The following is a 21,790-nucleotide window of genomic DNA, read 5'->3' as shown; positions in this document are numbered from 1 at the left end:
TGAGAAGAAATTTAAGATTGAACGATGTTATATATAAAGGATCCTTTATGTTTGTGGAAGAAAGGGTGTTTGCATGAGGGTAACAGATGAGAATTTTATAAAGCATCTTAAGAAAAAACGGGAAGAAGCACTTCAATATGTCATTGATGAATATATGGGGATTGTCAAAGCGATTATTTATAATGCTCTAAAATCCTATAATGATCCTCAAATAATAGAGGAATGTATTAGTGATACATTTTTAGGGGCTTATGAAAATGCTAAACAATTTAGAGGCGATAAAGAGGATTTTAGAAGATGGATTTGCACGATAGCAAAGTTTAAAGCCATTTCGAAACAAAGAAGATTGTCTAAAACGCCATATTTTTATGAGCTAAATGAAACAGGTGAAGCCGCAATATCGGCTGAAGAGGAATACTTAATCAAGACAACGACAGAGGAAGTGCTCATCATGATGACGCAATTAGAGCAGTTAGACCGTGATATTTTTACAATGAAATACTTTTTAAATATGAAAAACGAAGAAATTGCTATTCATTGTGGTTTAACAAAAGCTGCTATTGATAATCGATTATATCGTGGGAGAAAAAGATTACAGCAAATTCGTTTGGGGGGAAGTATGACATGAAAAAGCTATATAAACAATTTAATGATTTAAATCTTGATATAAATATAGAGCCGATGGAAGTGAGCACGCTTGAAAAAGAGAGAGTGAAAAGAAATGTCATGATGGTCAAAAAGAAAAGGCATTTCATTAAAAATTTTATTGTTGCAGCTACTTTTTTTATTGCATCCAGTATGACACTTGGTTATACATTTCCTACATTTGCTGCAAATTTACCGTTTATCGGAAGTCTATTCGAATTGTTTATTGATGATGAAAGGTATGTATTTAACAATTATGATCAGTTTTCTACAAGTGTCGGAGTGAGCCAAGAAAGTAATGAAGTTGAAGTCACTGTTAATGATGCTGTATATGATGGCGAAAATATTACTATTGCTTACACTATTAAAAGTGAAAAGGATTTAGGAGAAAGGCCAGTTTTATATGGTGACAATGGTGAATTAACTGCTGAGGAATTTGGTAATAGGTATCGATATGACGGCTATTCAACAAATTATTTGGTTCAAAAGATAAACAGCAATGAGTATGCAGTATTGTATATTTTTGAACTCATTAGAGGCTCTAAGCCCGAGGAAGTTCACATTAATTTTCAAGGAGATAAAATTGTTGATTTAAATAATGTAAATAATTCAGTAGCAGGAGACTGGTCATTTGAATTTACTTTAGAGAAGCTTGAAAGTGAAACAATAAAGGTGGAAAAAGATAGTATGAAAACAGAAGGGAAAGATATAAAAATTGAAGCTTTTAAAATAACGAAAACACCTATCGCTACAACATTTTATCTTTCCGAAGAAGTCTTGGTGGAGAAAGAAAATGAAGCTTGGCGAGGAGTTCTCATTGACTATATTGTGACAGATGATTTAGGGAATGATTATAATGTCATGCATTTTAGAGGAACTGGTCATAGTACAGATTTCAAAGGGCGTGAAAATTTCCCTCGTATTGTTGTAAACAAATTTGATGAACAAGCTACCTCGATTATGATCACGCCTGTAGTAGGTGTATACAAAATTAAGGATAGTACAGGAGCATTAGAACCGATAAAAGAGCCATATAAATTAAAGCCTATTGCTGTTCCAATAAAGTAAAAAATTAAAAGAGTATGTAGGAAGAACAACCTTACATACTCTTTTTACTTATCATCTTTCTTTGGGATCGAAATAAGCCATAAAAAATCATCTTCTATTAACATTTGAATGTCTTGTCCCTCACGAATTAGCTGCTCAGCTTTATGCTGCTTGGCGCTTATACCCCTACGTTTATTACCAAGAACAACGAAATCAGTATGCTGTGTAACAGCTCCCTGTAAATACCCTCCATATGTTTTTACTTGTTTGGCGGCTTCGGATCGTGTCATGGTAGAAAGGGCGCCTGTGAATACAATTTGTTTGTTATAAAAGGGGTGGGTTAGATTTTCAACTGGATCAGAAAAGAAAATAATTTCTGAGTTATCCTTATTGATCATTTTCGTTACTCCTTAAAAAAATTTATCGATAAATAAATCCACAAAATTTTATATGTATGCTACATTAAAAATAAAAATATAAAGAGGTACATAGACATGAATTCACAATTGACTGCTTTCATTACTCTTAGCTGTACATCAGGTGTACTAAATTTGTATTTATGTTTATACGTATTTCTAAAACGCTACAATTATACAAAAATTGCTCAATTGTTTATTAGTTATACAGCACTAATCGCAGTATATTGTTTTGCCTCTGCTTTTGGTTTAATCGCTACAACATTGAGCACCATAAAGGTTTGGACAGCCATCCAATATGTAGGTATGGCTTTTTCAACGCCTCTCGGGTTATTGTTTATCATGCAATACCTGGGCTTTCATCTGACAAGGAAAAAGATAATGGCTCTTCTTGCCATTCCTTTTATTAGCTTAATCATGGTTGCTACAAATGATATACACCATTTTCATTATAGAGTTTTTGAAATAGATCCTGTATTAGGGGCACCTTATGTGCATCAGGAAATTGGCATATGGTATATCATTCATGGCATATTTACTTTTGGCTGTATGTTCGTATCTTTTTTATTAGTATTAATCCATTGGAAAGAGACTACTAAGTCCTATCGGCAACAATTAATTGCCTTAATGTGTGGTCAACTTATTCCTATGATAACAGCATTCATCTATTTATTGGGCTTAACACCTCAAGGAGTTGATCCTGTTCCAATGGTATTATGGGCTTCGTCATTTTTGTATTTATGGTCTATTAATTCCTCCCGGTTATTTAGGGTGATGCCTGTTGCCAAGGATGCAATATTTCATAGTATCAATGATGGGGTTATTGTGTTAGATGAATCTGCCCGATTAATAGAGTTAAACCAAGCCTGCAGCAAGGTGCTTCCACAGCTAACCAGATCCATGATCGGTAGGGATATTAGGAAAGCATGGCTTGAAGTAACTGGGCAAACGATGCCATTTACATTAGAGGCAGCGGTGAATACGCAAGACATCGAGATTGTGCTTTCTGCTCATACTTATCAAGTGCGCGTTACAGAGCTGCAACATGTTAATCATGGAAAGGGGCTATTACTCATTTTCACTGATATAACAGAATTAAAGGAGCTACAAAGACAGTTAGAGCAACTGGCCTTTTATGATGAACTTACACAAATTTATAATCGCCGAGCTTTTTTTCAACAATGTAATCAAGTTTACAGCGAGGCAAGAGAATCATCAACGACTTTTACTGTTATTTTAATGGACATCGATCATTTTAAAAACGTCAATGATACGTATGGGCATGCTATCGGTGATCAATTACTAGTTCATGTCGTAAAGGCTTGTCAGAGTGTGTTGAAAAAAGGAGAACTGTTTGCACGGTATGGCGGTGAGGAATTTGTTCTTGCGCTCAAGGACTATACATTATTAGAGGGGCAAGCATTAGCTAATTTGCTCTGTAATAGCGTAGATTCCCAGCCACTTATGACTGCTGAGGGAGCAATTCATGCTACCATTAGCTGTGGTGTAGCTGAAGGTACAAAGGGACAAGAGACACTGTATCAGCTTTTAAACAATGCGGATAAAGCACTGTATGCGGCAAAACAAGCAGGACGTAATCGAGTACATGTTTATCTAGAATAAAAAAGCTAAAATATACAATCATTGAGGGAATGATGTATATTTTAGCTTTTTACTTACCAATTTGTATGAAAAACTCCTTCTACATCAACTCGTTCATACGTATGCGCACCAAAATAATCACGTTGTGCCTGTAACATATTAGCATTAGATGAACCTGTTCGATAACTATCGTAATATGTGAGAGAAGCACTTAAGCATGGGAACGCACTTCCTGCTTGGATGCTTTCACAAACTATTTTTCTTAATCCATTTTGATAGTCCATCGTCTTTTCTGCAAAGTATGGATCAATTAATAAATTATCTAGTGAAGGTTGCTTTTGATAGGCTTCACTAATAACATTTAAAAATTCTGCTCTAATAATACAACCACTACGGAAAATTAATGCAATATCTTTTAATGGTAAATTCCATTCATAAAGCTCAGATGTCATTTTATATTGTGTAAATCCTTGCGCATAAGCACATATTTTCCCCATATAGAGGGCTTGGCGAACGTATTCAATCCAGACATCTTTCTCTAGATTTTGCTGATTGTAATTTGGTCCAGATAGTATTGCCTCTGCTCGAATTCGTTCTTCTTTTAATGATGAAATATAACGAGCGAATAAGGCCTCCGTAATAATTGATGTAGGAATACCATTATCTATGGATTGCAGGCTTGTCCATTTCCCAGTACCTTTTTGACCAGCTTTATCTAGAATCATATCAATTAGTGGTAATCCTGTTACCTCATCTTTTTTCCTTAAGATTTCAGCTGTTATTTCAATTAAATAGCTTTTCAATTCGCCCTGATTCCATGTTTCAAAAATAGTAGCAATTTCCTCAACGGATAATCCTATATTTTTTCTTAAAAACGTATAGGCTTCTGCAATGAGTTGCATATCTGCATACTCGATTCCATTGTGTACCATTTTAACGAAGTGACCTGCGCCCTTAGGACCAATATACGTACAGCATGGTGTATCATTTACCTGCGCTGCAATCTTTGTCAGTATAGGTGCTACTTTGTTATAGACCTCTTGATCACCACCAGGCATGATAGATGGGCCTGTCAATGCTCCAACTTCACCACCAGAAATACCAATCCCTAAATACCCGATTCCTAAAGCTTTAAGTTCATCGTATCTTCGCTCTGTATCTTTATAATGAGAATTGCCGCCATCCATAATGACATCGCCCTTTTCAAGGAAAGGCACTATTGACTGAATAACTGAATCTATGGCATTACCAGCTGTCACCATCAAAAAGATCTTTCTTGGTTTTTCTAAAGCTTGTACAAACTCTTCTATTTCATAGTAGGGAGAAAGCGCTTGTCCTTCGACTTTTTGTAGAAGTTTGTCGGTTAAATCCCGTGTGTAATTATAAACGGCTACTTGCTCGCCCTTATTAGCCATGTTTAAAGCAATATTACTGCCCATAACACCTAATCCAATAACGCCAATTGTGTTTAACATTGTACTTGCTCCTTTTTAAACATTTTTTAAACAAATAAACTAAGTAATAAAATAAATCCTAAGCCAGCCACAGATACAATTGTTTCTAGCAAGGTCCATGTAGCAAATGTTTCCTTCATGCTTAATCCAAAATACTCCTTAAACATCCAGAAACCAGCATCATTGACATGTGAAGCAATTAAGCTTCCTGCACCTGTTGCCAGTACGACTAAAGCAAGATTCACATCACTTTGACCTAACATTGGGATGACTAGCCCAGCTGTTGTTAAAGCAGCAACTGTAGCTGACCCTAATGAAATACGTAAAATAGCGGCAATAATCCATGCTAGTAAAATTGGCGATAAGGTAGTTCCATTGAAGAGTTCAGCTACATAATCACCAACACCACCATCAATTAATACTTGTTTAAAGGCGCCACCGCCCCCAATAATTAAGAGCATCATACCAATATGTGAGATTGCTGTCGTACATGATTCCATTACTTGCTTAATAGGAATTTTCCTTGCAATACCCATTGTATAGACAGCAACTAATAAGGAAATTAACATGGATGTACCTGCTTCACCGATGAAGCGGATACCTGCTAAGAAGCCATTATCCTCAAAGCCAATTGTTTTTTGCAACAGTGTAATAATAGTAGCAATGGACATCAAAATAACGGGTAATAGTGCAGTGAAAACACTTATTCCAAAACTCGGTGTGTCCTCTAATTCAAATGTTTTTTGTTCACCTAGGGAGGCGATATTTCCAGTTTTGTTGAATGATTCAGGCACTAACCTTTCCGCTAATTTTGTAAATAAAGGCCCTGCTAAAATAACAGTCGGAATGGCGATGATAAAGCCGTAAAGCAACACCTCACCAATATTTGCCCCAAATTCACCAGCGATAACGGTTGGCCCTGGGTGTGGTGGCAAAAATCCATGTGTGACAGATAAGGCTGCGGTCATTGGAATTCCCAAATATAAAATAGAAACCTTTAATTGTCTTGAAATAGCGAAGACAATTGGGATTAATAGCACAAGACCTACTTCAAAGAACAGTGCGATACCGATAATAAAGGATGCTGCTACAACTGCCCATTGAATGTTCTTTTCTCCAAACTTATTCACAAGGGTCATGGCAATACGCTGTGCACCCCCAGAATCGGCAATTAATTTTCCTAGCATCGCACCAAGACCAAATATTAATGCCAAGTGGCCTAATGTTCCACCTAACCCTGCTTCAATCGTTTTTACGATGCCATCTAAAGGCATCCCAAGAGCTAATGCCACACCGAATGAAACAATGATTAATGAAATAAACGTATTTAATTTAAAGCCCATTATTAAAATTAACAGCGCGATAATACCAATACCTACAATAACTAATGGCATGTATTCTCCTCCTCTTTAGTTGGGCTTAATTAAGCTCCTTTGATACTGAGCAATTGACGAATAGTCGTCTGCTAATACTCTAGATAAACGAATGAAAATTGGGAGTAGCTGTCTATATTCTTTGGCCGCCTCTTCAATTGGCGTATGTTTATAAGTGTCACCAACCATATCAGCGACAACGTCAAAGGAATCAATTTTTCCTGTAGCATATAAGCCTAAAATACAAGCGCCTAGACAGGAGCTTTCATAGCTTTCAGGTACTACCACTTCGGATTCAAAAATATCCGCCATCATTTGTCTCCAAATCTCAGAGCGTGAAAACCCACCTGTTGCTTGAATACGAGTGACAGGGCTTTCCATACATTCCAGTAATGCTAAATAGACAGTATATAAATTGTAGATAACCCCTTCTAGGGCAGCTCGTATCATATGTTCCTTTTTATGAGACATGGTTAAACCAAAAAATGAACCGCGCACATCTGGATTCCATAATGGCGCACGTTCACCTGATAGATAGGGATGGAAAAGCAGTCCATCAGCACCAGGTCTAACACGTTCAGCAATCTTCGTTAACACTTCATATGGATCAATACCTAGTCTTTTAGCTGTTTCAATCTCAGAAGAGGCAAACTCATCGCGAATCCAGCGCAATACCATGCCACCGTTGTTTACGGGTCCACCAATGACCCAATGGTTTTCTGTTAGGGCATAGCAAAAAATTCTACCCTTTACATCTGTCTTGGGCTTATCAATTATGGTACGGATAGCACCGCTTGTCCCAATAGTGATAGCAATTTCGCCTTCTCGAATGGCGTTCACACCTAGATTAGAGAGCACGCCATCACTTGCGCCAATGACAAAAGGTGTTTGTCGGTCAATACCAATTTGTTTAGCTAAAAGGTCATTGCAATTCAAAAATAGTTGAGTTGTTGGTACGAGTGTTGATAATTGTGCTTTCGTAATTCCTGCAACAGCTAATGCTTCTTCGTCCCAATCTAAGGTATGGAGATTCATCATACCCATACACGAAGCTAATGAATAATCGACGACATATTGATCAAAAAACTTTTTAAAAATGTATTCTTTAATACCGATATATTTCTTTGTTTTGCGCGCGATTTCAGGATGTTCATGCACAAGCCAAGTAATTTTGCTTAGTGGTGACATTGGATGAATAGGTGTACCTGTTCTTTTATAAATTTCATGACCATTCCAGTCAGCTTTAATTTTATGTGCCCATGCTTCACTACGATTATCCGCCCAAGTGATGACAGGTGTTAACGGTTGATCATTTTCGTCCATAGCGATCACACTATGCATAGCACTACTAAAGGAAACAAATAGTAATGGTTTATCAGAATGGACTTTCATAATGCTGGTAATGGCTTGTAGTACAGCTTGAAAGATTTCTTCTGGATTTTGTTCTGCTGTTGAAATATCCGGTGTATATAATGGATACCCAATATTTTCTTGTTGAATAACCTTCCCATGTTCACTAAATAATACGGCCTTAGTGCTAGTAGTCCCTATATCAACACCTAACATATAGTTAGTCATTTTGTGGCTCAACCCCTTTAGATAGCATCTGCTGTGACCGCCATAAATCTTCTACTTTACCTTGAACATCATCAAAATTTTCATGTAAGGACTTAATCATAAGCTCTCGATCTTTGGCTCTAATAGCATCAATATAGAGTTCATGATTTTTCACAATACGAGTAAAATCCTCATATTTCTCTTTAAAGCGCATGCGCATAGACAGCAAAATCAAGCCTTCCATTACTGGCTTTAAATTATTCCAAATCATGGTGATATAGGAATGTCCGATGGAGCGAATAATTGTCTCATGGAACATAACATCCTGATAAGAAAATTCGTCTGCATCGTTATACTTAATGGCAACCTTCATCATTTCTAATGTTTTGCTAAGTTCTAGTGCTAAGTTAGTTGTATCCATTTTTATGAGACGTTCAAACACAAAAGTTTCAATCAGCAATCGAACATCATAAATTTCTTCAATCTCTTTTTCCGATAAACCAATGACAACAGCACCCATTTTTTCCAATCGAATGATATTTTCAGAAGCTAATATTCTTAAGGCTTCACGAATGGGTGAACGACTTACTTCAAAATCAGCTGCTAGTTTGTTTTCTGAAAGAATGGTACCGCTTTCAATTAAACCTGAAATAATACGCATTCTAAGTTCATATGCTACACGATCGCCTGTTGAAGCCTTAGAAAGCCACTTTTGTGGATATAGATAATCATTATATTCGCTCATACTATCACCTTTTTTATTTTGAGTATACTTGTATACAAGTATTATAGTCAGAAAGAAAATAAGATTGCAAGCGACTTACTAGCAATCAAAAATTGAAAAGCCTCAACTCTATACTTAGCTAAAAAATAATTAATGCACATTCTTTTTTACTGCTTGGACAAACTTTAGAATGAAAAGTTCATAAAACATATACAAGGTTTTAAAGCTTTTCAAATAATCGATGAAGGATGGTTATGTCAAATATGAATACAAATCGTAACAAATCAAATGGTACGAAAAGTGCAAATAAAACAAATCAACAGCGTCAGACACTTCATCGTGAGGAGTTTGGTGCTGAATTTGAGCTTGAATCAGCTTCAGCACAAATCAACAACTTTGCTGAAACCCAAGGAAAAACAGGTATCAAGCAACCAGTCAGTGAGAGGACTGCATGGCACTAATTTATATTTGACAACTATTCATGACATTGAGGGAGGACTAAGGCATGTGCCTTAGTTCTTTTATTATAACCTGGGAAATATTGTGTTTATTTTCTTCCATACATATTATCAGAGCATTTTGCAAAGAAAACATTGAGAAGGGAAGATATATACATTGGCTAAGCACTCCGATACAAGTTGGAAGCAGGATCATCCTAGCACATTGTTTAGTAACTCTGTGCAAAAGGCGGATCGTCTATTAAAGCATGCAAAGTCACATCCAGAGGAAATAGCAATCGAACATGCATTTAATCAGATTAAGCATGCTGAAAATGCACGTTTCAATGCAGAACAATATGGTGAACATTTGGATACTGTTCAGCAAAATAAAGAATATCTAGAGCAGATTAAACAACAATTACATGAAATGAAAAATGATACTGAATAAATAATAACAGTCAACAACGGCTTAAATTCACGTAGTGAGGTTTAAGCCGTTGTTCAAATATGATTAAATTAACACCAAACAATGATTTCATAGGGAGTGGTTTGAGCAGGAATACTCCTAGTGGTAGGGCCATAAACAACGATGAGGTTTCGATTGGCAGGACTATTGGTAAAAGGCTGCCCATTTTTAAGTGAAATAATCGTAGTAGGAGAAAGGTTTAATTGTAATTGTCCATCACTACTCAGTAATTGTTGATTAAAGAAATCTACCTTTACATTATGATAATTGCTTTCTTTAACAATAATCAAAGCACGATATTGAGGCGGGTAAATCATCGGTACAGGTGCATCCCCATCATAATAACCTGTTACCCATTCACCAGTTGTGATAATTTCACGATTAACAAAATAGGTGGAGGGAGAAATAATAAAATTGACAACTCCACCAGCACCATCTTCTAAGGTCATTATTTTATAACAACCGTTCTTATCTCCGTTTTGCCCAACAGGAAAATCACTGATTTGAGTGATAACACCTCGAAAAGATTTAAAATTAACCATACCCATTCCCTTCTTACATATTTCTCGTTTTTAGCGTATCATTTTAATTTATGTAGCATTATAAAATTAGGTGACAGACAATGAATAGAAGGCTATTTGATAGCAATCAACTTATACTAAACATGCTTACTATTATGGCAGAGGAGTGGCATCTATTGAATTGGATTTCTAAAAATAAGAAAATCTTTCTATTGTTAATTTTCGTTGTTATTGTTGTCGCTGGTATACTGGATATTAAATATGAGGGATTATTCTTTCAGCTATTACCTACATCAATACAAACATTTTTAACTAATTTATTTTGAAATGTGGAGAACCGTACCTAAAAGAGTGCGGTTTTTTCATTAGCAGAATTTTTGTCACAACATGCAACCAATTGTTTGGATTATCTACTTTATAAGTAAGAGTAAATAAAAGGAGAAAATGCAAATGGACGATGAAAAAATAGTTGCTTTATATATACAACGCTCACAGCAGGCTATTTTGGAAACAAGGAAAAAATATGGAGCATACTGTAGAGTAATAGCAAGAAGAATCTTGGCAAATTTGAGGGATGTTGAAGAATGTGAGAATGATGCCTACCTAGCTGCATGGAATACAATCCCTCCACAGATACCAAGAAAACTATCTATTTTTTTAGGGAGAATCATACGTAATATTGCACTTGATAAGCATAGCTATAATACAGCCAAAAAGAGAAATAATGAGTTTGAGGTCATTCTCACAGAGCTGGAAGAATGTCTAGCTTCTTCTCATACGGTAGAAACATCCTATGAAGCGGGAGAGCTTGCTCAATACATTAGCCAATTTTTATATACCTTAGATGAACAATCTAGAAATATATTTATTCAGCGATATTGGTATTCCTATTCTATAAAAGATATTTCCTTACACTTTCAAATGAGTAGTAGTAAAGTTAAGTCCAACTTATTTAGGACACGTAAGAAACTAAGATTTTATTTGGAAGGCGAGGGGTTATATATATGAAAAAAGAGGAGTTATATCGTGAAATTGGATTTATAGAGGAAGAGTTAATTGAAGCAGCCAACTATGGAGTAAAGAAGAAAAGTTTTTCTAAAAAATGGCTTGCTGTGGTAATAAGTATGATGATCGTAAGCTCAGTTTTTACTGCCACAATAGCAGCAGCTTACTATAAACATCAAAATAATGAGCTTTATATTCGTTATTTATCAGCAGAGGATATGGAACTAATGCCTGCTACAAAATATGATGCAGATAAATTTCTAAAAGCTCTAGATAGTGACAAAGAGGAGTATATCTATATTGCAATAAATAGACTAGTAGAGAGCTATAATGATGAAAAGTTGAGGAATAAGGCGTTAAAGGCTATTCAGCCATTTATACAAAGTGATAACAAAAAAATTGCGAATGCGGCTATTTTTGCTGTCGATATTTTATCAGGAAGCTTTAAAAGTCAGCAGGTATATAAATTAGCAGATGGGAGCGTCTTCTTTACTTTATTCAATAATTATTCAGATTACGGAAGCCAAAATGTTCTTTGGCGTATAAAAGATGATGTGCTAGAGGCATATTCTAGCTTCTCCAGTCCATCAATGTATATTAAAGAAATAATCCCTTCACCTGATCAGAAATTAATTGCTATTGTCACGAACTCTAATAAAAGTGAATTTGTTGAAGTCATCAATGTGGAAGAGCGAATGGTAAGCCCAGAGGTAGTAGAATCTTCAAGAGTTAAATATGGTGCTGAGCAAGGGTTAGATACGTGGATACGAACAGATCATGAAAACTATAGCTATGTGGATCATCTTAGATGGAAGGGAGATGCTACAATAGAATTTGAAGCTAGTCTCTCCTATGAGGATACGGCGATTATTAAAAACGTGGTAGTCACTTATGAAGTTAGCCAAAAGAAATTAACTGTTAAAGAAATTAAATAAGAAGCAGATAAAAACAGAAAACGTATTAAAGGTTTTCTGTTTTTTCAATAGTATTGTAGAAATAAATCAATTAAAAAGGGAGTGAATGATCAATGGCAAAATGGAAAATAGCCTTAGAAACGTTCCTGAAAGAATGGCAAGATAAAGAGGAAGTTATAGGAGCGCTCGTATGTGGGAGCTATATTACTGGAAATCCCTCTAAGCGCTCTGATATCGATGTTCATATTATTTTGGCGGATAATGTGGGGTGGAGGGAAAGAGGGAATCGTGTTATTGATGGTTTTTTAATTGAATACTTTGCGAATCCACCAAGTCAAATTCGTGGGTATTTCCAAGAAGATTTTAAAAAAAGAAGAACCATGTCGATGGTCCAATTTAAAACAGGGAGAATTTTATTTGATTATACTGGAATAATAAATGATTTAAAATTTGAAGCAGAAGAATGGCTCAAAGAAAAATATAAAACAATGAATAAAACGGTCTTAGAAATAAAAAAATATGAACTATGGGATGCACTAGATAATTTAAAGGATTGTTATGAGCAAGATAAAATGAACTTTTCCTTTACCTACCATAACTCATTAGCCAATTTATTTTTGTTGTACTGTCAGTATTTAAATCTAGAAACGATACCCTTTTATCAAATCTATGCCTATCTTGAAGATCCAATTTACCTGCAAAAATATAGTAAGTCAGCATTTCCAGATGAGGACTTTAGAGAAATTTTTATGAGAGCAATGCATGAGGACAATGTTGAAAAGATGATGGCGTTATATGAAGCAGTAGTGGAGTATGTGTTCAGACAAATGGGCGGTTTTCATATAGATGGCTGGCATATAAAAAGCCCAATCGAAAGTTAATCTTTGGGTAAAGGAAAGTTAGTTCAGATACAAGACGAACTCCATATTTATATGTTATTATACAGATATAATAATAAAAAGAACCTATTTTTTATGAAAATGTCAACCATTTTTAGGCCGATTATTCCAATAAGCTTAAATAATTCAATTTTTATCTAGAACAAAAAGTGATTTTTTTGCTTGAATTATGATCGGAAAGTCTCGAAAAAAGCTGATAACTCTCATATAAATAGTTGATATTTTATTCTTGAACTAATTGTGATAAACTGCAATAAGGTAATAATTGATACAGAAATGGTGTGCTCCGAGGTTGCTCCATGGCTACAGTACTTCTAAAGTGGGAGTGCTTACATCCTTTCTGCAAATCTTAACATATAAGGAAGGTAAAAATGAGTAACAGACAAATTAAATCAGATGTTATCTTAATTGGTGCCGGAATCATGAGTGCAACTTTGGGAACATTACTCAAAGAATTAGCACCAGATTGGAAAATTACAGTGTTTGAAAAGCTTGAAAAAGCAGGCGAGGAAAGTTCTCACGAATTAAACAATGCGGGAACTGGACATGCTGCATTATGTGAGCTGAACTACACATCAGAGAAAAAAGACGGATCAATCGATATCAAAAAAGCGATTAATGTTAATGAACAGTTCCATGTTTCAAGACAGTTTTGGTCGTATCTTGTAAACAATAAGCTGATCAATAATCCACAAGACTTCATTATGCCTTTACCACATATGAGTTTAGTACAAGGGAAAGAAAATGTTGAGTTTCTAAAGAAACGTCATGAAACGATGACAAAAAATCCTTTATTTGAAGGAATGGAATTTTCTAATGACCCTGAAACACTAAAAAAATGGATTCCACTTATTATGGAAAATCGTCCTGCTGGTGAAGACATTGCTGCAACGAAAATTGACACTGGTACAGATGTTAACTTTGGTGCTTTAACACGTATGTTAATTGATCACTTAAAAGCAAAAGATGTAGATGTTAACTATAATCATAGTGTTGAAAGTTTAAAACAAGCTAGTGATGGTACATGGGAAGTACGTGTGCACGATTTAGACGGCTGTAAAATGGAATATCATTCAGCAAAATTTGTCTTCCTTGGAGCTGGTGGAGGAAGCCTAGAATTACTACAAAAATCAGGTATTCCTGAAGGGAAACATATTGGTGGATTCCCAATTAGCGGTTTATTCTTAGCATGTAATAATCCAGAAATAGCTGAACAACATCATGCAAAAGTATACGGAAAAGCAAAAGTTGGTGCTCCACCAATGTCGGTTCCGCATCTTGACACACGTTATATTGATAACAAGAAATCATTACTATTTGGACCATTCGCAGGTTTCTCTCCTAAGTTCTTAAAAACAGGTTCAAATATGGATTTATTTGCTTCTGTAAAACCGCATAATATCACAACTTTATTAGCTGCGGGCGTGAAAGAGATGGGCTTAACAAAGTATTTAATCCAACAGCTTATGCTTTCAAAAGAACAACGTATGGAAGAGTTACGTGATTTCATTCCAAATGCAAAAAGTGATGATTGGGATATTATCGTAGCTGGACAACGTGTACAAGTAATTAAAGATACAGAAGCTGGCGGTAAAGGAACACTTCAATTCGGTACAGAAGTTGTAAGTGCTTCTGATGGCTCGATTGCAGCTTTACTAGGAGCTTCACCAGGTGCATCTACAGCTGTACATGTTATGCTTGAGGTTCTTAATAAATGTTTCCCTCAACATATCAAGGAGTGGGAACCAAAAATTAAAGAAATGATTCCATCTTATGGTCTATCATTAGCAGAAAACCCTGAGCTTCTAAAAGAAATAAATGCAACAACAGATAAAGCACTTGGCTTAAAATAAAAGTAAGTCATGGTAAGCGTTTAAGAAATAGCTCTCAATCTATTCTGATTGAGAGCTGTTTTTAATTTAAAATAAATTCTTTCCTGGGAAATTTTGAATCCAATTGCCAGCTTTTTAATAAAGGAACCATCAAATTTGCTATAAATCTTGCCCTGTGTTTTATGACACTATAGCTCTATGTCCCATTGTGATATAGATGGTAGTTTTCTATACTTTGTATATACATTAAGAAGGGAGCCAATCTATAGATGATTAAGCTACAAGATTTTGGAACATTTCCAGAACTACCGGACCTTGCAATGTATATCTATACTGGCAATATTACGGCTTTGCAAGTTGCGAGGGATAAAGGCTGGAATATTGAAGAAGAGATATGTTTAAGTCAGCATACATCATTAAGCCCATTGGATTTAGCATTGATTGCACAAAGATTGGATGTAGTAAAATTATTAGTTGAATATGGGGTTAATTTAAATGTGGAAAAAAATCCTTCTTTTTTAAGGGCTGTTCGATATTGTAAAGAAAATATAGTACGTTACCTTGTTGAACAAGGAGCCAAATTAGATGGCTATAATCAAGTTGGATCTGGAGCCTATTCTCAGGCCTACTATGGCAATAAAAGAAATATCCCTCTTATTCATGAACTTGGACTTGATATAAAGCAGCATGGAGGTCCAGTATTGCGTCAGGCTGTGTCGAATTTTGATAAAAAAACAGTCACTTATTTACTTGATCAAGGAGTAGATATTAATTATCAAAAGCCTGATATGGTCTATCCCTATAAAGCAACACCATTAACAGTTGCAACACGAATGGGAAATATAGCTATGGTCAAATATTTGATTGAACGAGGCGCAAACGTCACTTTAGCGGAGAAAGATGGTGAGAGAGCTTATACAATTGCTGTACGTATGAAAAATATGGAACTAGCAAATTACTTAAAGGCTCTAGAACCAATAGAACTCCATACTATTGAAAACAAAAAAGAGACATTGAAAAAATACAAGTTACCAGATGAATTGATGAATTTTTTGACAGGAGATCGACTGCATCTTGAGCTTGCACCAAATGATTATGACATTCACTTTATCGATTTTTTCAAACTAACTGATACAATTGAGATGAAGCTAGGTCATAGAAAGCTCCTCCTTCTTTCCGCAAATATCGACAATTACTCTGATTTGCAAATAGTATGGAACCCAAAAGGAGAAGGCCAAATAGGGTGCTATGATGTGGAGCATGAGGAGTATGCTAATTTATGTAGTTTTAAAGAATTTATTGGTAGACCTGAAATATACCTTATCCGTTTTCTTGAAGGAGAGCTTTAGCAATGCTTAAAACTGCTGATAAAATTGTGAATCAACTTATTTAAAGTAGTTGAGAGTAAGCATATTCTATCTATAAAATATGCTTACTTTTTTATTGCTTTATATTCGAAGGTTTGACAAACAAAAAACAATACAACGTTTAATATATGTGGCACAAAAGAACAATAGAAGAGCTATTAACAGGGCGAAGGGGATGCTGAACATAACAGGAAGTTCTACGTCATACCAAAGGCCCATTTTAATTTGATCGACTCCAAATGTTCGTAAAAAACCAGCGAGTATGGATAAGCCAGCGCTTAAAAGTAATCCAACGTAAAGTACAGATAATACCACTAAAGCTAATGAGCAAAAAAAAGTCTTTAGCATTTTTAGAAGTATCATTCTTTTTCCCTCCGTATAATGTGGTGCACCTTTGAACTCGAAGCTATCGAATAATCATCCGTATAGTAAAGTGTCCCGATTACACTATTTTCCCCAACATGTACGACTTCCCCTTCCACAAACTCTGCATTTGTATTAGATAATTGTAGGTGTTTTCCACTAACTGTGTGACAACGTAATATTTTCTTAAATAATGAAAGAAGGGTAACCCTTTCCTTTTCTATTACCACATTTTCAGCCCTCAACCTGTCAATTTCGCTTTCTCCCGATAACTTCAAGTGAAAGTGGTTAGCGATTATTTCCACAGCCTTGACTATTCCAATGGCATCAAATTGCTCGCTCTGTAATTTCTCTTCAACCATTAGCTTTCCAGAACTATTGATTTTTTGGATAAAACCATTACGTATTGTAAGATTCCCGGCATTTGTCAGTTCTCCGATTTGGCAATAATCCTTTAACTTACACGAGCCAGAGCTATTAAATATCTGCGCTGTAACTGGATAATAGAAGGAGCTATGACCATGAGTGGACACTTTTATTAAGTGTACTTCTTGTTGTAACGATACAGCTCCTCGAATGTTTAATTGTTCATAATCAGCATCCAAATGTTTAATTGTGCCGTTCGTTTGTGTAAGGGTACGGAGTTTTTGAAACATAAAGTCACCTCATTATAATTTAATTAATATATATTTTAATTATTAAAATATATATTAATTAAATTATATGCTACTTCCATTTGTCAAGAACAAAAGCATTGCTTAAATTAAACAATAAAAAAAGGATTTCAATTTGTTGAAATCCTAAAAAATTTTATTCATTAATAGGTTTACTTCGCGTAAGATGTTGGCCATGTCTATGAGTTTATCCTGAGAAAACTTTAAAAAGATTTCTTGAACCTTCATGTCACCAATATTGGTTAAAGCCATTTTGACTACACGTCGATCATTATTTTCCCTAATTCTTTGTATGAGTTCGAGTTTTTCCAGTTTATCGCACATGGAAGTTACAGCTCCAGGTGTTACACTAAAGAATTCAGCAATTTCTGTTGCCTTCATCCCATTATTTATTTTTAGCTGTAGGAGCAATATTAATTGGTTTTGTGATAACGCTTCTCCTTCAGATATAAGATCTACAAACATTTTCGACTTCTGCTGTATTTCCAGCATTTCTTTCATAATAATTTCTACATTGTTTAGATTTTCTGGCATATAATCACGTCCATTAAAATATTTAATAATTAAATTATATAGTAATTAAATAAATGGTACCAAGTGTAGAATTATTTTAAGAAATATTTATTTTTTAAAAGTCGTACGCATCCATTCGAAAAATCTCTCTTTTTCTTCGAACTGGGGGTAGTGAGCAGATTGTTCATATGCTATGAATTCTTTTTTCTTCGCGATAATTTGGTCGAAGTATTTTTTAGCGCTATTCGATGATGTTTGATAATCATAATCTCCCATTACAAAATAGAAGGGAAGAGTCAGTGAATTAACTTTCGCAGGAAGTGGGGACTGTAAGACTTCGTTTACTAAAACTTCTTGGGATAGGGATATCCCCTTGCTATAGCGAATAATATCTAACAAATTATATTCGGTACTAAAAAGCATCCCTAACATATTTCCATCAGGGTTAGTAATGAGTCTTGTAGCTCCACCGTATTTGCTCACTAAATGACGAGGCGTAAATGTTTTACCACTACTAATTTCCTCCATTAACCTTTGTAAATGTGCAACATCCTCTGTGTTACTCTTAAGTTGAGCCTGTTTGATCGTAAAGTGTAAACTGTCCATCTCACTTTCAATGGTATTACTCATTTGACCAATCCCTACATAGGCCTCATATTTTTCAGGAGCTTTAGCAGCTGCTTGTGTGGCAATATATGTACCGTAGGAATGACCAATTAAGATGATTTTTTCTTTATCTAGATCATTAGCAATATAGTCAGTCAGTGCTAGTAAATCCTCCACAAGCAAATCAGATGAAAGATTGGAGTAGTCCTCAAAAAAATGATAAGACTTCCCACTAGCCCTTTGATCATAATTCACCACTGTAAATTCGGTTTCCAATAAATCTTGATATTTTTTAGCGTAGGGTATTTCAGAGCAACCTGGTCCGCCATGGACAAAGAGGATTACAGGATTATTTTTGTTATGGCCCCGTATCATGATTTCATGGTCACTGCCGTTAATTTCTACCTGTTTTAGCGTACTGATGCTGTTCATGTCTTTTATAGATGATGTCCATGTTGGAAATACAAGTGCTAATAATAGTAAGGAAGTCATAATCAAGACAAGATATTTAATGAACTTTTTAATCCTTTTCATACAATACCTTCTTTACATGCGTTTCATAAAGCTAGCATGATACATTTTTCTTTTATACACATAAAAATACATACTCAGAGGCCACCAAAGGGTAACAAAAATAGGGTAAATCGCCCATATAACGCTTGGTGAAGAAACAACATTTACTGTAATGAAAAAGATACTTATTAGTATCGTAGCTGTAACGGAGAATGCTACAAAGGTTTTTCGTTGCGCATGATATAAAGCTAGAGGCCACCATATCACTAAAAAAGCAGGATAAATTGCCCAAGGGTAGTGAGGAGATACAATCATATTCAATATAGTGTAATAGATGATGGTAGAAGCACATCCAATTAGAGCTGTTTTTAACGTTTTTGCCTTTTCATCTAAGTACATGAGGATTGGCCACCAGATAATTGGATAAATCGCATAGACAAACCATAAATGATCTGGTGCGTAAATATAATTTTCAACTATTAAAAATGTAATAATTAAGGCACTACAAACAATTGAGTATTGTTTATACAATTTTTTAGCCATAAAGAATAACGTAATGGGCCAAAGTAGTAGCAATAAGCATGGATATACAAACCACATTGTTTGAGGAGATGTCGTATAATTAACAAACCCTAAAAAAATCATTGTCATCAAGCTCCCCACTATAGAAAAGTTTATAAAGTTTCTCATGTTTATTCACCCCATTTCTTACGAGACCACACGAAGTACATCGATAAAGGCCACCAAAGAATGGCGAAAATCGGATAGATTGCCCAAATAATATGTGGTGTGTAATAAAGATTAATAAAAATAAAAAATGCAATAATTAAGCCACTACCCCAAATTGAGAACTCTAAGTTTAATTTGGCCATGTTTTTCTTTGCTGGCTCTTTAACACCTAACTCTTGCTTTAAGTCTTCGATATCTCCAAATTCTACAATGGCTTTATTAATGGCATCCTCTTGTTCTTTACCCTGGTCTATCAAGTAAAATACTTTTTCTTCAAGATTTTCAATGATTTCTTGTTTAACCATTTCCGTTTCGTTATTTCGAGGAATGTCTTTAAAAAGCTCATCAATATGGTTTTTTATTCTTTTCATTCTAAGCCCTCCATAAATAAATCGATTATTTCCTTTACTTCCGACCATTCTTTCACTAGCTCATTTAAATAGGCCTTACCTAATGATGTAATACGGTAATACTTTCGTTTGCCTCCATGCGAGACATCTCCATAATAGGCTTCAATAATTTCCTTTTTTTCGAGACGTTGAAAAACTGCATACAAAGTTGCTTCCTTGATTTGAAACCGATTGTTTGTACGGAGACTTATTTCCTGAGAAATTTCGTAGCCATAACGGTCTTTTTCTGAAATTAACCGTAAAATAATCGAATCCAAATGTCCTCGGATAATATCACTGCGAACCATAAGTCACCTACTTTTTTATTGCTCTATCTGTCAGAGTAATAGTAGCAAACATTACTCTGTCTGTCAAAGTAATTTATTCCCCTTTTTTTACAATGATGATGAGACCTTCCTATAAAAAAACTCCATTCGCTAAAAAGCCCTTAAGGACAATTTCTTAGCGGATGGAGTTCGTCTACTCTTTTTACATATACAGTGCAGCAAGAAAAATCCCTAAAGACTCCTCGTAAATGTCATCGAACTGACTGATTGGTAAAGGATTTGTACCACTTCCTAATTCAACAGTGAAGCCTGGTCTACGCCAATCTTGAATAAACCAATCCTTATAACCAGCATAGCTTCCAGCAGATTGAACGGGCTCATAGCCACTTACTCTACTAAATTCATTTACAAGCACCTCTGATTCGGGGGGTTCTAGATTTTCAAAGCCCCAATATATAACACGTCCCTGTGTATGAAATGCTAATACTCTTGAAAAATCACGCTGCTTGGTTAAATCAGCCATTGCAATGGCTTCAGGTTCAGATAGTGGTCTTTCACCACCATAATCTCTTGGCCCTGGTGTTGTTGGATTACGGGCACTTTCAAGCTCCCATTTGGCAGGGAATTGGTCATTCAAATCAATTCCATGAATATTTGCTTTCCAGCCAGAAAAATCAGCGTTATCATTATTCCATGCAATTAGTTGATTTCTTAATGCTTCATCATTTGGAGGGCCTTGTATTACTAAATCTACGCCATCAGGATTTACCATAGGAACGATAGAAAGGAATGTTTGCTGATAAAGAGAAGATGGAGAAATTCCACGAATACTACTATGATTGGTGAGGGCGAGCAAATAGTCATTCAAAAATGTTAGAATAATAGGTGTAGTAATCCATTCGTTTGCATGGAAGGAGCCATTATAGTGTACACGTTTTGCACCATGGCCAATTGACAGCTCAGGTAGCTCTTTCCCTAAAACGGAGCTGCCAATGTTTGAGCTTTGAAGAAAAGGATATGCGTCAAGGAGCTTTCTGAGATCGTTCATCATATGGGTATACGTGTAATTTTGCTTACCATTAACTAAACGCCATGTGATACGTTGGGGTATGCGAATCATTTGACCGATTTGTAAGCGATTTGGATTGAGATCAGGATTAACAAGCAATAGGGCGACTAGGGGAAGATTTCGGCTTTGGGCAATCTGCCAAAAAGAATCTCCTTGTTTAATTTGATAGTTGTTGGTCACAAAACCAGGAATACGAACCCGTTGTCCAACTCTTAAAAATTGAGGATTTATGTCTTCATTGGAATCTAAAATGAGTTGAAGAGGAATTTTAAATACCTCACTGAAATGCCAAAGTGAATCTCCTGGCCTTACGATAATATCCACATGTTTTCTCTCCTTAATTAGAAATGGTTCAATATAAAATGTATATGAAAAATGCATAGAC

24 protein-coding genes are annotated in these 21,790 nt (G+C 35.3%); 11 read left to right on the top strand and 13 right to left on the bottom strand.

The window, feature by feature from the left end; genetic code table 11:
* Positions 1 to 73 precede the first annotated feature (73 nt).
* Together RCJ95_RS08980 and RCJ95_RS08975 are read left to right on the top strand one after the other, a co-directional pair.
* A complete protein-coding gene (locus tag RCJ95_RS08980; RefSeq protein WP_221682443.1) occupies positions 74 to 628 on the top strand; it encodes a sigma-70 family RNA polymerase sigma factor in 555 nt (184 codons plus the stop codon).
* Positions 625 to 1,713, top strand: coding sequence for a DUF4179 domain-containing protein (locus RCJ95_RS08975; RefSeq protein WP_221682442.1), 1,089 nt, complete (start codon positions 625 to 627; stop codon positions 1,711 to 1,713). The genes RCJ95_RS08980 and RCJ95_RS08975 overlap by 4 nt, the downstream gene beginning before the upstream one ends.
* A gap of 44 nt (positions 1,714 to 1,757) precedes the next feature.
* On the opposite strand, the gene RCJ95_RS08970 is transcribed toward RCJ95_RS08975, so the two are convergent.
* A complete protein-coding gene (locus RCJ95_RS08970; RefSeq protein WP_221682441.1) occupies positions 1,758 to 2,090 on the bottom strand; it encodes a BRCT domain-containing protein in 333 nt (110 codons plus the stop codon).
* 96 nt (positions 2,091 to 2,186) lie between these two features.
* Here RCJ95_RS08970 and RCJ95_RS08965 point away from each other — a divergent pair, with 96 nt between their 5' ends.
* Positions 2,187 to 3,731 (top strand): histidine kinase N-terminal 7TM domain-containing diguanylate cyclase, encoded by a 1,545-nt coding sequence (locus RCJ95_RS08965; RefSeq protein ID WP_313150538.1) that lies wholly within the window; start codon positions 2,187 to 2,189, stop codon positions 3,729 to 3,731.
* Between the two features lie 53 nt (positions 3,732 to 3,784).
* Here RCJ95_RS08965 and gnd read toward each other — a convergent pair whose 3' ends face one another.
* Genes gnd through RCJ95_RS08945 form a run of 4 tightly spaced genes read right to left on the bottom strand, consistent with a single transcriptional unit; the run spans position 3,785 to position 8,839 of the window.
* Complete coding sequence (gnd, locus tag RCJ95_RS08960) at positions 3,785 to 5,185, bottom strand: decarboxylating NADP(+)-dependent phosphogluconate dehydrogenase (RefSeq protein ID WP_446722126.1); 1,401 nt, start codon at positions 5,183 to 5,185, stop codon at positions 3,785 to 3,787.
* 26 nt (positions 5,186 to 5,211) lie between these two features.
* Complete coding sequence (locus RCJ95_RS08955) at positions 5,212 to 6,558, bottom strand: GntP family permease (RefSeq protein WP_221682438.1); 1,347 nt, start codon at positions 6,556 to 6,558, stop codon at positions 5,212 to 5,214.
* Between the two features lie 15 nt (positions 6,559 to 6,573).
* Positions 6,574 to 8,115 (bottom strand): gluconokinase, encoded by a 1,542-nt coding sequence (gntK, locus tag RCJ95_RS08950; RefSeq protein ID WP_221682437.1) that lies wholly within the window; start codon positions 8,113 to 8,115, stop codon positions 6,574 to 6,576.
* A complete protein-coding gene (locus RCJ95_RS08945; RefSeq protein WP_036077885.1) occupies positions 8,108 to 8,839 on the bottom strand; it encodes a GntR family transcriptional regulator in 732 nt (243 codons plus the stop codon). Before RCJ95_RS08945 ends, gntK begins: the two co-directional genes overlap by 8 nt.
* Before the next feature lie 233 nt (positions 8,840 to 9,072).
* On the opposite strand from RCJ95_RS08945, the gene RCJ95_RS08940 reads away from it, so the two are divergent.
* Together RCJ95_RS08940 and RCJ95_RS08935 are read left to right on the top strand one after the other, a co-directional pair.
* A complete protein-coding gene (locus RCJ95_RS08940) occupies positions 9,073 to 9,279 on the top strand; it encodes a hypothetical protein (protein ID WP_221682436.1) in 207 nt (68 codons plus the stop codon).
* 154 nt (positions 9,280 to 9,433) lie between these two features.
* Entirely contained in the window at positions 9,434 to 9,706 is a 273-nt protein-coding gene (locus RCJ95_RS08935) for a hypothetical protein (RefSeq protein WP_004233441.1), read from the top strand.
* Between the two features lie 68 nt (positions 9,707 to 9,774).
* On the opposite strand, the gene RCJ95_RS08930 is transcribed toward RCJ95_RS08935, so the two are convergent.
* On the bottom strand, positions 9,775 to 10,266 hold the full coding sequence (locus tag RCJ95_RS08930; RefSeq protein ID WP_221682435.1) for a hypothetical protein: 492 nt from the start codon (positions 10,264 to 10,266) through the stop codon (positions 9,775 to 9,777).
* An 80-nt stretch (positions 10,267 to 10,346) separates the two neighbouring features.
* Between RCJ95_RS08930 and RCJ95_RS08925 the strand changes: the two genes are divergently transcribed.
* The 6 genes from RCJ95_RS08925 to RCJ95_RS08900 all read left to right on the top strand — a co-directional run bounded on the left by RCJ95_RS08925 (position 10,347) and on the right by RCJ95_RS08900 (position 16,244).
* The gene (locus tag RCJ95_RS08925) at positions 10,347 to 10,571 is read left to right on the top strand and encodes a hypothetical protein (RefSeq protein WP_221682434.1); all 225 of its coding nucleotides are present in this window, start codon (positions 10,347 to 10,349) and stop codon (positions 10,569 to 10,571) included.
* A gap of 124 nt (positions 10,572 to 10,695) precedes the next feature.
* A complete protein-coding gene (locus RCJ95_RS08920) occupies positions 10,696 to 11,253 on the top strand; it encodes an RNA polymerase sigma factor (protein WP_221682433.1) in 558 nt (185 codons plus the stop codon).
* The gene (locus tag RCJ95_RS08915) at positions 11,250 to 12,185 is read left to right on the top strand and encodes a hypothetical protein (protein ID WP_221682432.1); all 936 of its coding nucleotides are present in this window, start codon (positions 11,250 to 11,252) and stop codon (positions 12,183 to 12,185) included. Before RCJ95_RS08920 ends, RCJ95_RS08915 begins: the two co-directional genes overlap by 4 nt.
* Before the next feature lie 92 nt (positions 12,186 to 12,277).
* A complete protein-coding gene (locus RCJ95_RS08910; RefSeq protein ID WP_446722125.1) occupies positions 12,278 to 13,045 on the top strand; it encodes a nucleotidyltransferase domain-containing protein in 768 nt (255 codons plus the stop codon).
* A gap of 389 nt (positions 13,046 to 13,434) precedes the next feature.
* Positions 13,435 to 14,916: a malate:quinone oxidoreductase gene (locus RCJ95_RS08905; RefSeq protein WP_221682430.1), complete on the top strand. Its 1,482-nt coding sequence runs from the start codon at positions 13,435 to 13,437 to the stop codon at positions 14,914 to 14,916.
* A gap of 248 nt (positions 14,917 to 15,164) precedes the next feature.
* Positions 15,165 to 16,244, top strand: a complete 1,080-nt coding sequence (locus RCJ95_RS08900) for an ankyrin repeat domain-containing protein (RefSeq protein WP_221682429.1) — start codon at positions 15,165 to 15,167, stop codon at positions 16,242 to 16,244.
* Between the two features lie 377 nt (positions 16,245 to 16,621).
* On the opposite strand, the gene RCJ95_RS08895 is transcribed toward RCJ95_RS08900, so the two are convergent.
* From RCJ95_RS08895 to RCJ95_RS08865, 7 genes are all read right to left on the bottom strand, one after another.
* A complete protein-coding gene (locus tag RCJ95_RS08895) occupies positions 16,622 to 17,281 on the bottom strand; it encodes a hypothetical protein (RefSeq protein ID WP_221682428.1) in 660 nt (219 codons plus the stop codon).
* A 144-nt stretch (positions 17,282 to 17,425) separates the two neighbouring features.
* Positions 17,426 to 17,833 carry a MarR family transcriptional regulator gene (locus tag RCJ95_RS08890; protein ID WP_221682427.1) on the bottom strand — a complete coding sequence of 136 codons (408 nt, stop codon included), beginning with the start codon at positions 17,831 to 17,833 and terminating at the stop codon, positions 17,426 to 17,428.
* A gap of 87 nt (positions 17,834 to 17,920) precedes the next feature.
* Complete coding sequence (locus RCJ95_RS08885) at positions 17,921 to 18,952, bottom strand: alpha/beta fold hydrolase (RefSeq protein WP_221682426.1); 1,032 nt, start codon at positions 18,950 to 18,952, stop codon at positions 17,921 to 17,923.
* A 12-nt stretch (positions 18,953 to 18,964) separates the two neighbouring features.
* Complete coding sequence (locus RCJ95_RS08880; RefSeq protein WP_255601670.1) at positions 18,965 to 19,582, bottom strand: hypothetical protein; 618 nt, start codon at positions 19,580 to 19,582, stop codon at positions 18,965 to 18,967.
* 41 nt (positions 19,583 to 19,623) lie between these two features.
* Entirely contained in the window at positions 19,624 to 20,031 is a 408-nt protein-coding gene (locus RCJ95_RS08875; protein WP_004233467.1) for a permease prefix domain 1-containing protein, read from the bottom strand.
* A complete protein-coding gene (locus tag RCJ95_RS08870) occupies positions 20,028 to 20,357 on the bottom strand; it encodes a PadR family transcriptional regulator (RefSeq protein ID WP_004233468.1) in 330 nt (109 codons plus the stop codon). Before RCJ95_RS08870 ends, RCJ95_RS08875 begins: the two co-directional genes overlap by 4 nt.
* A 181-nt stretch (positions 20,358 to 20,538) precedes the next feature.
* A complete protein-coding gene (locus RCJ95_RS08865; protein WP_221682424.1) occupies positions 20,539 to 21,729 on the bottom strand; it encodes a M14 family metallopeptidase in 1,191 nt (396 codons plus the stop codon).
* Between the last annotated feature and the right edge of the window lie 61 nt (positions 21,730 to 21,790).

The organism is Lysinibacillus sp. BSL11 (assembly GCF_052928325.1).
This window is presented reverse-complemented; position numbering and strand designations above follow the sequence as displayed.